Origin of the sequence: Actinokineospora sp. UTMC 2448 (assembly GCF_024760565.1) — a bacterium.
Lineage (GTDB): Bacteria > Actinomycetota > Actinomycetes > Mycobacteriales > Pseudonocardiaceae > Actinokineospora > Actinokineospora fastidiosa.
In genome coordinates this window covers 6512640-6526130 of the sequence record NZ_CP031087.1, presented here as the reverse complement: position 1 = coordinate 6526130, position 13491 = coordinate 6512640, and the positions used below count along the sequence as shown (strand labels likewise).

Annotated in this window: 10 protein-coding genes; 8 read left to right on the top strand and 2 right to left on the bottom strand. The window is 71.9% G+C overall.

Annotation, left to right across the window (positions count from 1 at the left end; genetic code table 11):
• Positions 1 to 33 precede the first annotated feature (33 nt).
• The 8 genes from Actkin_RS30105 to Actkin_RS30070 all read left to right on the top strand — a co-directional run bounded on the left by Actkin_RS30105 (position 34) and on the right by Actkin_RS30070 (position 10418).
• On the top strand, positions 34 to 852 hold the full coding sequence (locus tag Actkin_RS30105) for an NADH-quinone oxidoreductase subunit J (protein WP_258908048.1): 819 nt from the start codon (positions 34 to 36) through the stop codon (positions 850 to 852).
• Positions 849 to 1148 (top strand): NADH-quinone oxidoreductase subunit NuoK, encoded by a 300-nt coding sequence (gene nuoK / locus Actkin_RS30100; protein ID WP_189209429.1) that lies wholly within the window; start codon positions 849 to 851, stop codon positions 1146 to 1148. Before Actkin_RS30105 ends, nuoK begins: the two co-directional genes overlap by 4 nt.
• 16 nt (positions 1149 to 1164) lie before the next feature.
• Entirely contained in the window at positions 1165 to 3114 is a 1950-nt protein-coding gene (nuoL, locus tag Actkin_RS30095) for an NADH-quinone oxidoreductase subunit L (protein WP_189210120.1), read from the top strand.
• Positions 3111 to 4709: an NADH-quinone oxidoreductase subunit M gene (locus Actkin_RS30090; protein ID WP_189209430.1), complete on the top strand. Its 1599-nt coding sequence runs from the start codon at positions 3111 to 3113 to the stop codon at positions 4707 to 4709. The genes nuoL and Actkin_RS30090 overlap by 4 nt, the downstream gene beginning before the upstream one ends.
• Before the next feature lie 44 nt (positions 4710 to 4753).
• Positions 4754 to 6283, top strand: a complete 1530-nt coding sequence (gene nuoN, locus Actkin_RS30085; RefSeq protein ID WP_373292356.1) for an NADH-quinone oxidoreductase subunit NuoN — start codon at positions 4754 to 4756, stop codon at positions 6281 to 6283.
• 123 nt (positions 6284 to 6406) lie between these two features.
• Positions 6407 to 7411 (top strand): polyprenyl synthetase family protein, encoded by a 1005-nt coding sequence (locus Actkin_RS30080; RefSeq protein WP_189209432.1) that lies wholly within the window; start codon positions 6407 to 6409, stop codon positions 7409 to 7411.
• A gap of 147 nt (positions 7412 to 7558) precedes the next feature.
• Entirely contained in the window at positions 7559 to 9910 is a 2352-nt protein-coding gene (locus Actkin_RS30075; protein ID WP_258905094.1) for a sunset domain-containing protein, read from the top strand.
• A gap of 76 nt (positions 9911 to 9986) precedes the next feature.
• Positions 9987 to 10418 carry a sunset domain-containing protein gene (locus Actkin_RS30070; RefSeq protein ID WP_258905093.1) on the top strand — a complete coding sequence of 144 codons (432 nt, stop codon included), beginning with the start codon at positions 9987 to 9989 and terminating at the stop codon, positions 10416 to 10418.
• 73 nt (positions 10419 to 10491) lie between these two features.
• On the opposite strand, the gene Actkin_RS30065 is transcribed toward Actkin_RS30070, so the two are convergent.
• Positions 10492 to 11550 (bottom strand): 2-oxoacid:ferredoxin oxidoreductase subunit beta, encoded by a 1059-nt coding sequence (locus Actkin_RS30065; RefSeq protein ID WP_189209434.1) that lies wholly within the window; start codon positions 11548 to 11550, stop codon positions 10492 to 10494.
• A complete protein-coding gene (locus Actkin_RS30060) occupies positions 11547 to 13442 on the bottom strand; it encodes a 2-oxoacid:acceptor oxidoreductase subunit alpha (RefSeq protein ID WP_258905092.1) in 1896 nt (631 codons plus the stop codon). Before Actkin_RS30060 ends, Actkin_RS30065 begins: the two co-directional genes overlap by 4 nt.
• Between the last annotated feature and the right edge of the window lie 49 nt (positions 13443 to 13491).

Here is a 13491-nt window from a genome sequence, read left to right as displayed (position 1 = left end):
CACGGTTGATTCCGGGGAGGCGGAGTGAGCGCGATGCTTCTGGCCCAGGAGGCCGCGGCGGTCTCCACCGGCGAGGCCGTGGCGTTCTGGATCCTCGGGCCGCTGGCCCTGGCTGGCGGGCTCGGCATGATCTTCGCCCGCAACGCCGTGCACTCGGCGCTGTTCCTGGTCATGACGATGCTCAGCCTGGGCGTGCTCTACATGGTCCAGCAGGCCCCGTTCCTCGGGTTCGTGCAGATCATCGTCTACACCGGCGCGATCATGATGCTGTTCCTGTTCGTGCTGATGCTCGTCGGCCGCGACTCATCGGACTCGGTGGTCGAGGTGCTGCGCGGGCAGCGGCTGTGGGCGACCGTCCTCGGCGTCGGCATGGCCGTGCTGGTCGTCGGCGCGCTGGCCCGCTCGCTCACCGAGGTCACCCCGCTGGGGCTGGACGGGCCCAACGCCAACGGCGGCAACGTCGAGAGCCTCGGCCGGGCGATCTTCACCGACTACCTGTTCCCGTTCGAGCTGACCTCGGCGCTGCTGATCACCGCCGCGGTCGGCGCGATGATCCTGGGCTACATCGACCGGTCGCGCTCGGGCAAGCGCACCCAGCGCGAGCTGGTCGTCGCCCGCTTCCGCGGCGAGCACGACCGCCCGTCGCCGCTGCCCGGCCCCGGCGTGTTCGCCACCGCCAACTCGGTGGCCACCCCGGCGCTGCTGCCCGACGGCTCGGTCGCCCCGGAGTCGCTGTCCCGGCTGATCGACGCCACCGTCGCCGAGACCCTCGACGACGACCGCAAGGCCGTCGCAGGCGAGGGAGCCGAGCCGGACGCGAAGGCGCTCACCGGCAAGGAGGACGGGAAATGACGCCCACCTACTACCTGCTGCTCTCGGCGCTGCTGTTCACGATCGGCGCCGTCGGCGTGCTGGTGCGGCGCAACGCGATCGTGGTGTTCATGTGCATCGAGCTGATGCTCAACGCCGTGAACCTGTCCCTGGTCACCTTCGCCCGGATCAACGGGTCGCTGGACGGCCAGGTGATGGCGTTCTTCGTGATGGTCGTGGCCGCGGCCGAGGTCGTGGTCGGCCTGGCGATCATCATGTCGATCTTCCGCACCCGCCGGACCGCGTCGGTCGACGACGCGAACCTGCTGAAGTACTAAGGGGAACTCGGTGAGCATCAACCTCGCTGCTGAGGTCGCCCCCGCGACCGGGGCCGCGTCGCAGGCCTGGCTCCTGCTGGCGCTCCCCGCGCTCGGCGCGGCCGTGCTGCTGCTGGCCGGGCGCAGGCGGGCGCAGGGCTGGGGGCACCTGCTGGGCAGCGCGACCGTGCTGGGCGCGTTCGTCTACGGCCTGGTGCTGTTCTTCGAGAGCACCGGGCTGAGCCCCGACCAGCGCACGCAGGACCTGCTGCTGTTCGAGTGGATCCCGGTCGGCTCCCTCGACGTCGACATCGCCCTGCGGATCGACCCGCTGTCGCTGACGTTCGTGCTGCTGATCACCGGTGTGGGCGCGCTGATCCACATCTACTCGATCGGCTACATGGGCCACGAGCGGGAGGACCGCAGCCGGTTCTTCGCCTACCTGAACCTGTTCATCGCCGCGATGCTGCTGCTGGTGCTGGGCAACGGGTTCGTGACGCTGTACTTCGGCTGGGAGGGCGTCGGCCTCGCTTCGTACCTGCTGATCGGCTGGTACCAGGGCCGCGGCTACGCGGCCACGGCCGCCAAGAAGGCGTTCCTGATGAACCGGGTCGGCGACGTCGGCCTCGCCCTGGCGATCTTCCTCATGTTCAAGACGATGGGCACCACCTCCTACGCGGGGGTGTTCGAGCAGATCGGCGGGCAGTCGACGGCGGTCGTGGTGGCCATCGGGCTGCTGCTCCTGCTGGGCGCGTGCGGCAAGTCGGGCCAGTTCCCGCTGCAGGCGTGGTTGCCCGACGCGATGGCCGGTCCGACCCCCGTCTCCGCCCTGATCCACGCGGCGACGATGGTGACCGCGGGCGTGTACCTGATCGCCCGGTCCAGCCCGATCTACTCGCTGCCGCAGGCTGCGGACGCGCGGCTGGTCGTGATGATCGTCGGCGCGTTCACGCTGCTGCTGGGCTGCGTCATCGGCTGCGCCTACGACGACTTCAAGAAGGTCCTGGCGTACTCGACGGTCAGCCAGATCGGCTACATGATGCTCGCCGTCGGCCTCGGCCCGGCAGGCTACGCCTTCGGCATCCTGCACCTGCTGACCCACGGCTTCTTCAAGGCCGGGCTGTTCCTCGGCGCGGGCTCGGTCATGCACGGCATGAACGACGAGGGCGACATCCGCCGCATGGGCGGGCTGTGGAAGAAGATGCCGATCACCTTCGCCACCTTCGCCCTCGGCTACCTCGCGCTGATCGGCTTCCCGTTCCTGTCCGGGTACTTCTCCAAGGACGAGATCATCTACGCCGCGTTCGGCGAGGAGGGGTGGCGCGGCTGGGTCTTCGGCGGCGCGGCCCTGCTCGGCGCGCTGCTGACCGCGTTCTACATGACCCGCCTGCTGGTCCTGGTCTTCCTGGGCAAGCCGCGTTGGGAAGGGCTCAAGAGCGAGGACGGCAAGGACTACCACCCCCACGAGTCGCCCTCGACGATGACCATCCCGATGATCATCCTGGCGTTCGGCTCGGTCGCCGCGGGCGGCATCCTGGCCACGATGCTCCCCGAGTGGCTGGAGCCCAGCGTCGGCGCGGTCGCCGAGCGCGAGGGCCTGGTCTCCCACGGCATGGTCGCCGTCATGGCCACCGTGGCGATGGTCATCGGCGCGGGCCTGGCGTACCTGCTGTTCGCCCGGGGTGAGCAGCCGGTCGAGCGGCCGCAGCGGGTGTCCTGGCCGGTCCGGGCCGCGCGCGCGGACCTCTACGGCAACCACCTGAACGAGGCGCTGTTCGCCAAGCCGGGCACGTGGCTGACCCGGGCGCTGGTCTTCGTCGACAACCGCGGCGTCGACGGCCTGGTCAACGGCATCGCGGCGGGCCTGGGCGGCAGCTCGGGCCGCCTGCGCCGCACGCAGACGGGCTTCGTGCGCTCCTACGCGCTGTCCATGCTCGGCGGGTCGATCCTCGTGATCGCCGCACTGCTGATGGTGAGGTTCGCATGACGTCAACGGCCGACTCCTGGGTGCTCTGGGCGCTGCTGGCCGTCCCGCTGGTGGGCGCGGCGGTCACCGTCGCCCTGCGCGGCAACGACAAGACGGCCAAGCTCGCGGCGCTGGCGTTCAGCGTCGTCGAGCTGGTGCTCGCCGGTGTCGCCTGGTCGCTGTACGACCCGGCGGGCGAGCGGCTGCAGCTGGGCACCACGCTGGACTGGATCCCCGCGTTCGGCGTGCACATCGCCTGGGGCGTGGACGGCATCGCGCTGGTGATGATCGCGGTCATCGCGCTGCTGGTGCCGATCGTGATCGGCGCGGGCTGGGCCGACCGGCTGCCGGAGGGCCGCACGAAGGGCGGGTTCTTCGCGCTGATCCTGCTGGAGCAGGCGCTGACCGTCGGCGTGTTCGCCGCGACCGACGTGTTCCTGTTCTACGTGCTGTTCGAGATCATGCTGATCCCGATGTACTTCCTGATCGGGTCGTACGGCGGGGCGAACCGGCAGTACGCGGCGGTCAAGTTCTTCCTGTACTCCTTCCTCGGCGGCCTGATCATGCTGGCCTCGGTGATCGCGGCGTACTCGCTGGCCTCCGACACCCTCGGCCAGGGCACGTTCCTGTGGGAGGAACTGGTCCCGGTCGTCTCGGCGGCGCCGCTGACCACCCAGATCTGGATCTTCTTCGGCTTCTTCATCGCCTTCGCGGTGAAGGCGCCGCTGGTCCCGGTGCACACCTGGCTGCCGGACGCCACCGCGGAGGCGCCGATGGGCGTCGCGGTGCTGCTGGTCGGCATCCTGGACAAGGTCGGCACCTTCGGGTTCCTGCGCTTCCTGCTGCCGATGACCCCCGACGCCAGCAAGGAGCTGTCCTGGCTGGTGCTGCTGCTGGCCGCGGTCGGCGTCATCTACGGCTCGCTGCTGGCCGCGGGCCAGAGCGACATGAAGCGCTTCGTCGCCTACGTCTCGATCGCCCACTTCGGCTTCATCGCGCTGGGCATCTTCGCCTTCAGCACGCAGTCGCTGACCGGGTCGGTGACCTACATGGTCAACCACAGCATCGCCACCGGCATGCTGATCCTGGTGCTGGGCATGGTGATCTTCCGGGGCGGCTCGGCGCGGATCGCCGACTACGGCGGCATGGCCAAGCTGACCCCGGTGCTGGCGGGCATGCTGCTCATCGCCGGTCTGTCCAGCATGTCGCTGCCCGGCACCAACTCGTTCATCAGCGAGTTCCTGGTGCTGATCGGCTCGTTCCCGAACGCGCCCGTCCACACGATCATCGCCACGGTGGGCATGGTCCTGGCCGCGCTGTACGTGCTGTGGCTGTACCAGCGGATCATGCAGGGCCCGCTGCGCGGCGACGCCATCGTCGGCGCGGCGGGCGGCCCCGGCGCGGTCGTGGCCCCCGAGGTCGGGGCCAGGAAGGCCATCGCGGACCTGTCCGGGCGGGAGAAGCTCGTGCTCGCCCCGCTGGTCCTGCTGGTCGTCGCGCTCGGGATCTTCCCGAAGCCGGTGCTGGACACGGTGGAGCCGTCCGTGGCCGCCACCATGTGCGAGGCCGGTCTGGTCGACCCGGTCCAGTCCGATGAGGAGCAAGCGCAGTGCTGACGTACCTGGCCCAGGAGCCGCTGCCGGTGCCCGAGACCACCGCGATCGAGCCGCCGCCGGTCGGCGCGGTCTGGCCGATCCTGATCATCCTCGCGGCGGCGTGCGCTGGCGTGCTGGTGGAGGCGTTCCTGCCCAAGCATCAGCGCTGGTCGACGCAGGTCGTGCTGACCCTGCTGGCCATCGTCGGCGCGGGCGCGGCCCTGGCGGGCTACATCGTCGACGCGCCGGAGGCAGGCGAGCTGGCCATGTACGGCACGCTCGCCGTCGACGGCCCGGCGCTGTTCCTGTGGGGCACGCTGCTGGCCCTGTCGGTGGGCGCGGTCCTGCTGATCGCCGACCGCTCGGTGGAGCCCGGCGGCGCCTTCGTGGCGACCGCCGCCATCCGCCCCGGCACGGTGCAGGACCGGGCGCAGGTCCAGTCGACCGGCATGCAGACCGAGGTCTTCCCGCTGACGCTGTTCGCGCTCGGCGGCATGATGATCTTCTGCGCGGCCAACGACCTGCTGACGATGTTCATCGCGCTGGAAGTGCTGTCGCTGCCGCTGTACCTGATGTGCGGCCTCGCCCGGCGCCGCCGCCTGCTCTCCCAGGAGGCGGCGGTCAAGTACTTCCTGCTCGGCGCGTTCGCCTCGGCGTTCTTCCTCTACGGCATCGCGCTGCTGTACGGCTACTCCGGCTCGGTGCGCCTCGCCGACATCGGCGCGGCCGCCGCGGGCACCGACCGCTCGGACACGCTGCTGTTCGCCGGGCTCGGCCTGCTGGTCGTCGGCCTGCTGTTCAAGGCGTCCGTCGGCCCGTTCCACACCTGGACCCCGGACGTCTACCAGGGCGCGCCGACCCCGGTCACCGCGTTCATGGCCGCGTGCACCAAGGTCGCGGCGTTCGGCGGCATCCTGCGGGTCCTGCAGGTGGCCTTCGAGTCGACCAGCTGGGAGTGGCGCGGCGTCCTGTGGGGCATCGCGATCATCTCGATGGTCGTCGGCGCGGTGCTGGGCCTGACCCAGACCGACGTGAAGCGGATGCTGGCCTACTCCTCGGTGGCGCACGCGGGCTTCCTGCTCATCGGGGCCATCGCGCTGACCGAGAAGGGCCTGTCGAGCACGCTGTTCTACCTGCTCACCTACGCCTTCACCACGCTGGCCGCGTTCGGCGTCGTCAGCCTGGTCCGCGGCCCGGACGGCGAGGCGACGCACCTGTCGCAGTGGGCGGGCCTGGCGAAGCGGTCGCCGCTGGTGGCGGGCGTGTTCACCTTCCTGCTGCTGGCCATGGCGGGCGTCCCGCTGACCTCCGGCTTCGTCGGGAAGTTCGTGGTGTTCGAGGCCGCGCTCTCCGACGGGATGGCCCCGCTGGTCGTCATCGCCCTGGTCGCCTCGGCCGTGGCGGCGTTCTTCTACCTGCGGGTGATCGTGCTGATGTACTTCAGCGCCCCGGCGGAGGACGGCCCGACGGTCACCGTGCCCGGCGCCTTCACCACGGCGGCGATCACCCTCGGCGTCATCGTCACCCTGCTGCTGGGCGTCGCCCCGGCGTTCGCCCTGGACTGGGCGGCGGGCGGCGCTTTCGCCATCCGGTAGTTCCTGCGGTCGACGGACGGGCGCGGTCGGACATCGACCGCGCCCGTTCTTCGTGTCCGGCCATGACGCGCGCCACTCCCGTTGGCCTGAACCGGGTCAAGGCGGGCAAGTAGGCTCGCGGCTGTGTCTGCCACCGAGAACGTCCTGCCCGCGTCGTTGGGCTTGGAGAACGCGGACCCCGAGCTGACGGCCACCGTCGTCGACGGGCTCCGTCGGGTCGAGGACCTGCTGCGCAGCGCCGTGCACAGCGACGTCGAGTTCGTCGACGAGGCCGCGCTGCACCTGGTGCGGGCCGGTGGCAAGCGGTTCCGCCCGCTGTTCACGCTGGTGGCCGCGCAGTTCAACGCGGGCACCACCGACGAGGTCATCGCCGCGGCCGCGGCCGTGGAGCTCGTGCACCTGGCCACGCTGTACCACGACGACGTCATGGACGAGGCCACCATGCGCCGCGGGGACGCCAGCGCCAACGCGCGCTGGGACAACTCGGTGGCGATCCTGACCGGCGACTTCCTCTTCGCCCACGCGTCGATGCTGGTCGCCGACCTCGGGCCGCTGGCGACCCGGGTCATCGCCGAGACGATGCGCGAGCTGGTGACCGGGCAGATGCGCGAGACCGTCGGCCCGCGCGACGAGGACCCGATCGCGCACTACCTGTCGGTGATCGGGCAGAAGACCGGCTCGCTGATCGCGACCGCTGGCCGCTACGGCGCGATGTTCTCCGGCGCGGACGCCGCGCAGGTCGAGACCCTGCACCGGGTCGGCGAGATCATCGGCGCGGCGTTCCAGATCTCCGACGACGTCATCGACATCGCCTCGCCCGCCGCCGAGTCCGGCAAGACGCCGGGCACCGACCTGCGCGAGGGCGTCCGGACGCTGCCGATGCTGTACGCGCTGGCCGAGGACCCCGACCCGAGGCTGGCGAAGCTGCTCGCGGGCCCGATCACCGACGACGCCGCCGTCGAGGAGGCGCTGGGGCTGCTGCGCGTCTCACCCGGCCTGGTCCGCGCCCGGCAGACCCTCGACGACTACACCGCGCGCGCCGACGCCGAACTGGCGACGCTGCCGGACTCCCCGGCCCGGGAAGCGCTGCACCTATTGACACGCTACGTGGTCGCACGAACGCACTGAGCGCTATAACGACGCTATCTCGGCGCGGTATCGGAATCCGTTCGCCGAAATGCGTGGCTCGCGCACGCCGGGAAAGGCGGCGCAGTAGCCTCTCCTAGTCGCTGAGCGGGCGGGCGCGCGGCTCGACCGGGAAGGAGAAGTGGCACGATGCCGTTCTTCGGGCAGGTGTGGCTGTGGAGCCTCGCCGGTTTCCTGGTCGGCGCGCTCCTGTGCTGGGCGCTGGTGGCCCGACCCGCCCGACGGCGCGTCATCGAGCTGGAGGACAGCCTCGCCGACGCGCGCAGCCGCCGTTCCGAGCCGGTGTCCACCGCTTACCAGGCCGAGCGGCCCTACGACGAGTTCGACCCGGACGACTACCCGGCCACCAAGACCGCCGCGCCCGCGCTGCTGCCCGGTTTCGACCGGGGCGAGGACTCCCCGGCCGAGCGGCACGACGACCTCGACCGCGACGAGCCCGATCTGCTCGCCCCCGCCGAGGCCGCCGACGAGCCGGACGAGCCGCCCGCCGTCGCCGCCGTCGAGTCGACCCAGCTGATCGACACCCCGCCGGTCGCCCCGCACCCGCCGGTCGAGGCGCCCGCCGAGGTCGAGCCGGAGTGGATCCCGGTCGCCGAGCGCTTCGACGTCTCCCGCCTCGACGCGGACAGCCCCGACGACGAGCACCTCGTCGACGACCTCCCTGAGCCCGGCACGGGCACGATCTTCACCCAGCACACCACCCCGATCTCCGGCAGCCTGATCCGCGACCTGGACCAGGACTCCTCCCTGGTCGACGATCTCGACGACGACATCGACCCCCACCGCGGCGCGCTCACCCCCGAGGACGAGCAGGAGTGGGCCGACCCCTCGACCCGCTATTTCCCCTCCGTGGGCGGCGAGGACGACCCCGACGACCACCGCGCTTCCCGGGACTCCCGGCACCGAGCCGAGGACACCGAAGCCCAGCACCGCGCCGCGGACACAGAGCACCGAGCACCCGAGACCGAGGCGTTCCCCAAGCGCACTCCCGGCGACGCGCTCCCGAAGCGGACCACGGCCGACCCCCTCCCCAAGCGCGGCGCCGACGTCCACCCCACGCGCAGCACCCACGACGCCCTCCCGAAGCGCGCCGCTGCCGAGGCAGACGCCCTGCCCAAGCGCGCCGCCGCCGAGGCAGACGCCCTGCCCAAGCGCACCCCGGGCGATGCCGACGCGCTTCCCAAGCGCACCCCCGGCGACGCCGACGCCCTCCCGAAGCGGACCCCGGCAGGCGAGTCGACGACGTTCGCCCAGCGCCCGCCGATGTTCACCCCGGCCACCGAGCCCGAGCGGGCAGGCTTCCCCGAGGGCGCGACCGAGCAGACGATCTACAGCCCTCCCGTCCGCCCGGACACCGACCGCGAGCAGTTCCCCGCCCGCCCCGGCGCCGAGTCGGAACAGACCCAGTACAGCCCGGCCGCCCGCCCCGACAGCGAGCCGTTCAGCCCCCCGGCCCGCCCGGGCGCCGAGTCCGAGCAGACCCAGTACAGCCCCGCCGCCCGCCCCGACACCGACCACGACCCGTTCGGCCAGGCGCGCCCCGGCTCCGACCAGTCGCCCCACAGCGCCGCCGCCGAGCGTGACCGGTTCGGTCAGGCGCGTTCGGGTTCCGACCAGTCGTCCCACAGCGCCGCTGCGGAGCGCGACCCGTTCGGTCAAGCGCGTTCGGGTTCCGAGCAGGCGTCCCACAGCCTTGCCGCCGACCGTGACCCGTTCGGGCAGGCGCGCGCCGGGGCCGAGCAGGCCACCGCCGCCGAGCGGGAGGCGGCCGGGCAGGGCCGTGCAGGCTCCGAGGCCACCGTCTACAGCCCCGCCGCCCGCCCCGACGGCGCTGCCGCGCACAGCCCGGAGGCGACCCGGCACAGCCCCGCCGCGCGCGTGGACGCCGAGCCGGAGCCCACCATGTTCGCCCCCGTCGTGCGGCCGGACGCCGAGGCGGGCCCGAGGGCGGGCAGGCACCAGATGGAGCCCGAGCCCGCCGCCCAGCCCGCGGCGCCGCAGGCGGGCGCGCTGCCCAAGCGCGTGCCCAAGAAGCCCGGCGACCGGTTCCCGTTCGGCGTGCGCACCTCCACCCCGGAGCCCAAGCCCGCCCCGACGTCCGCGGCCACCGCCACCCGGGAGCCCGCCGCCGAGTCGGAGCCCGACCGCGTCCGCTCGCTGTTCGAGCCGGTCCGTCCGGCCGACGAGAGCGGGGCGGCCAAGGCGCCGGTGCCGCCGCCGAGCCGGGCGCGCCGCGGCCGGGCGTCGCAGGTGCTGCCCGGCGGCGTGGACACGTTCGTCCCGCCGGGCCCGTTCGGCCCCGGCTCGGCGATGCCGCTGCCCGGCGGCAACTCCCCGTCGAGCGAGTACCGGGTCAAGGCGAGCGTCACGGCGCTGCGGTACTGCTCCCCGGAATCGCCGAAATTCGACCGCACGGTCGCCGAGGTCTGGTTCCGCACGGTGGCCGACGCCGAGCGCGTCGGGTTCCGCCCGCTGGCTTGACCGGTCCGGCGCGTTCCCTCGGCTCGCGGTGATCGTTCCAGAGTGATAGAACGAGGACCGGGCTAGGAGGAATGTGGTGCGTCGACCCCTCGTGCTGTGTCTGCTGTCGTTCCTGCTCGGCGGCGTCGCCGTCTGGCTGTACCGGCGGCGCGGCTCCGCGGCCGACGCGCGCACCGTCGACGACCCGCCGACCGGCCGCATCCCCAGGGCGACCACCGAGGGCAGGCTCACCGGCACCCTCGACGACCTGCTGAACGACGACGTCCTGATCGACCACGACGCCTACGACGAGCGCTGGGCCGCCGTCGAGATCGCCCCCGGCCCGCACCCCGGCTCCGCCTTCCCGCTCCCCGACGGCGGCGCCCCCTCCGACGAGTACACCGTCAAGGGCGTGGCGGACCGCTTCCACACCACCGAGTCCCCGCACTACCCCCGCGTCCGGGCCCAGCTGTGGTTCCGCAACCCCGCCGACGCCGAACGCGCGGGCCTGAGCCGCTGGGACGCCTGAGCCGCCAGGCCACCCCCGAGAACGGAACCGGCCCCCATCCTCCACGAGGACGGGGGCCGGACGTTTCCCGTGGTCAGCCGACGACGGTCCAGGTGTCCTTGCCGCGCAGCAGGGACTGCAGGTCGGTCGGCTTGGCCTCGCGGGCCTCGGCGACCTGCGCGCGGGCCAGGTCGTCGTAGGTCTCGCGCCGCACCGAGCGGAAGACGCCGGTGACGGTGTGGCTGAGGTCCTGGGTGGACAGCCGCGACAGGGCGAAGGCGTAGGACGGGTCGGTGGCGTGCGCGTCGTGCACGACGAGCGCGTCCTCGCCGACCTCCTCGACCTTGGCGACCTCCAGCGCGCCGAAGCCGGAGCGGACGACGCCGTACTCGCCCTCGGCGCCGAAGCGGATCGGCTTGCCGTGCTCCAGCGGGATGAGCCGCTGCTCGGCCTGGCCGGGCTCCTTGAGCACGTCGAACGCGCCGTCGTTGAAGATCGGGCAGTTCTGGTAGATCTCCACCAGCGCCGACCCCCGGTGCTCGGCGGCCTGCCGCAGCACCTCGGTGAGGCCCTTGCGGTCGGAGTCGAGCGCGCGGCCGACGAAGGTGGCCTCCGCGCCGAGCGCCAGCGACACCGGGTTGAACGGGTAGTCCAGCGAGCCCATCGGGGTCGACTTGGTGACCTTGCCGGTCTCCGACGTCGGCGAGTACTGGCCCTTGGTGAGCCCGTAGATCCGGTTGTTGAACAGCAGGATCTTCAGGTTCACGTTGCGGCGCAGCGTGTGGATCAGGTGGTTGCCGCCGATGGAGAGCGCGTCGCCGTCGCCGGTCACGACCCACACCGACAGGTCCGGCCGCGCGGTGGCCAGGCCGGTGGCGATGGCCGGGGCGCGCCCGTGGATGGAGTGGATCCCGTAGGTGTTCATGTAGTACGGGAACCGCGACGAGCAGCCGATGCCGGAGACGAAGACGATGTTCTCCCGCTTGAGCCCGAGCGACGGGAGGAACGACTGCACGGCGTTGAGCACGACGTAGTCACCGCAGCCGGGGCACCAGCGCACTTCCTGGTCGGACTTGTAGTCCTTGGCCTTCTGCGGTTCGTCGGCTGCGGGCACGCCCGCAAGACCGGGCAGACCCAGGTCGATCGTGGTCACGCGGCATCGGCCCCTTTCGCGATGTCCAGCAGCACGCCCTGCAGTTCCTCCGCCTTGAACGGCAGCCCTGCCACCTTGGTGTAACTGATGGCGTCCACCAGGTATTTCGCCCGCAGCAGCAGCGCCAGCTGGCCGAGGTTCATCTCCGGCACCACGACCTTGTCGTAGCGGGAGAGGACCTCGCCCAGGTTGCGCGGGAACGGGTTCAGGTAGCGCAGGTGGGCCTGGGCGACGTCGTGCCCGAGCTTGCGCACCCGCCTGCAGGCCGCGCCGATGGGCCCGTAGGACGAGCCCCAGCCCAGCACCAGCGTCTTGGCCTTGCCGGACGGGTCGTCGACGGTCAGGTCGGGGACGGTGATGCCGTCGATCTTGGCCTGGCGCAGCCGGACCATGCGGTCGTGGTTGTCCGGGTCGTAGGAGATGTTGCCGGTGCCGTCGGCCTTCTCCAGGCCGCCGATGCGGTGCTGCAGGCCCGCGGTGCCCGGGACGGCCCACGCGCGGGCCAGGGTCTCGGGGTCGCGCAGGTACGGCAGGAACGCGCCGTCGGCGCCGTTGGGCTCGGTGGCGAACTCCACCGACAGGTCCGGCAGGTCCTCCACGTCGGGGATCAGCCACGGCTCGGAGCCGTTGGCGATCGCGCCGTCGGAGAGCAGGAACACCGGGGTGCGGTAGGTCAGCGCGATCCGCGCGGCCTCCAGCGCCATGGCGAAGCAGTCGGCGGGGGACTGCGGCGCGAGCACCGCGACCGGCGACTCGCCGTTGCGGCCGTAGAGTGCCTGCAGCAGGTCGGCCTGCTCGGTCTTGGTCGGCAGGCCCGTCGACGGGCCGCCGCGCTGCACGTCGATGATCACCAGCGGCAGCTCGGTCATCACCGCGAGGCCGATCGTCTCCGACTTCAGCGCCACGCCCGGGCCGGAGGTGCTCGTCACGCCGAGCGCGCCGCCGTAGGAGGCGCCCAGCGCCGCGCCGATGCCCGCGATCTCGTCCTCGGCCTGGAAGGTGGTGATGTTGTAGTGCTTGAGCTTGCTCAGCTCGTGCAGGATGTCCGAGGCCGGGGTGATCGGGTAGGTGCCCAGGAACACCGGCAGCCGCGACTGCTCGGCCGCGGCGACGACGCCGTAGGCGAGCGCGGTGTTGCCCGTGATCTGCCGGTAGGTGCCCGGGTTCAGCTTCGCGGGGGCGACCTCGTAGGTGACGGCGAACGCCTCGGTGGTCTCGCCGTAGTTCCAGCCCGCGCGGAAGGCCAGCACGTTGGCCTCGGCGATCTCGGGCTTGCGGGCGAACTTCTCGCGCAGGAACCGCTCGGTGCCCTCGGTGGGCCGGTGGTACATCCAGGAGAGCAGGCCGAGGGCGAACATGTTCTTGCAGCGCTCGGCGTCCTTCTTGCCCAGGCCGGTCTCGGCGAGCGCGCCCTGGGTCAGGGTGGCCATCGCCACCTCGTACACCTGGTACTGCGACAGCGACTCGTCTTCCAGCGGGCTGACCTCGTAGCCGACCTTGGAGAGGTTGCGCTTGACGAACTCGTCGGTGTTGACGATGAGGATGCCGCCCGCGGGCAGGTCGGCGATGTTGGCCTTGAGCGCGGCCGGGTTCATCGCCACCAGCACGTCCGGCCGGTCGCCCGGGGTGAGGATGTCGTAGTCGGCGAAGTGCACCTGGAAGCTGGAGACGCCCGGGATCGTGCCCTGCGGGGCGCGGATCTCGGCCGGGAAGTTGGGCATCGTGGACAGGTCGTTGCCGAAGGCCGCGGCCTCGGAGGTGAACCGGTCGCCGGTCAGCTGCATGCCGTCGCCGGAGTCGCCCGCGAAGCGGATCACCACCCGGTCCAGCTTGGTCACCCGGGTCGGCCTGGGCGTCGACCCGGCCGCCCCTTCGTCGAGACTCGTGCTCATCGATTCCTCTCCTGCCCGACGCTCCTGGCCTCCCGCCGCGCGCCCGAGG

Coding starts and splice junctions, on each gene's coding strand:
- Actkin_RS30105 (WP_258908048.1), top strand. CDS start 34: ATGCTTCTGGCCCAGGAGGCCGCGGCGGTCTCCACCGGCGAGGCCGTG.
- nuoK (WP_189209429.1), top strand. CDS start 849: ATGACGCCCACCTACTACCTGCTGCTCTCGGCGCTGCTGTTCACGATC.
- Actkin_RS30090 (WP_189209430.1), top strand. CDS start 3,111: ATGACGTCAACGGCCGACTCCTGGGTGCTCTGGGCGCTGCTGGCCGTC.
- Actkin_RS30075 (WP_258905094.1), top strand. CDS start 7,559: ATGCCGTTCTTCGGGCAGGTGTGGCTGTGGAGCCTCGCCGGTTTCCTG.
- Actkin_RS30060 (WP_258905092.1), bottom strand. CDS start 13,442: ATGAGCACGAGTCTCGACGAAGGGGCGGCCGGGTCGACGCCCAGGCCG.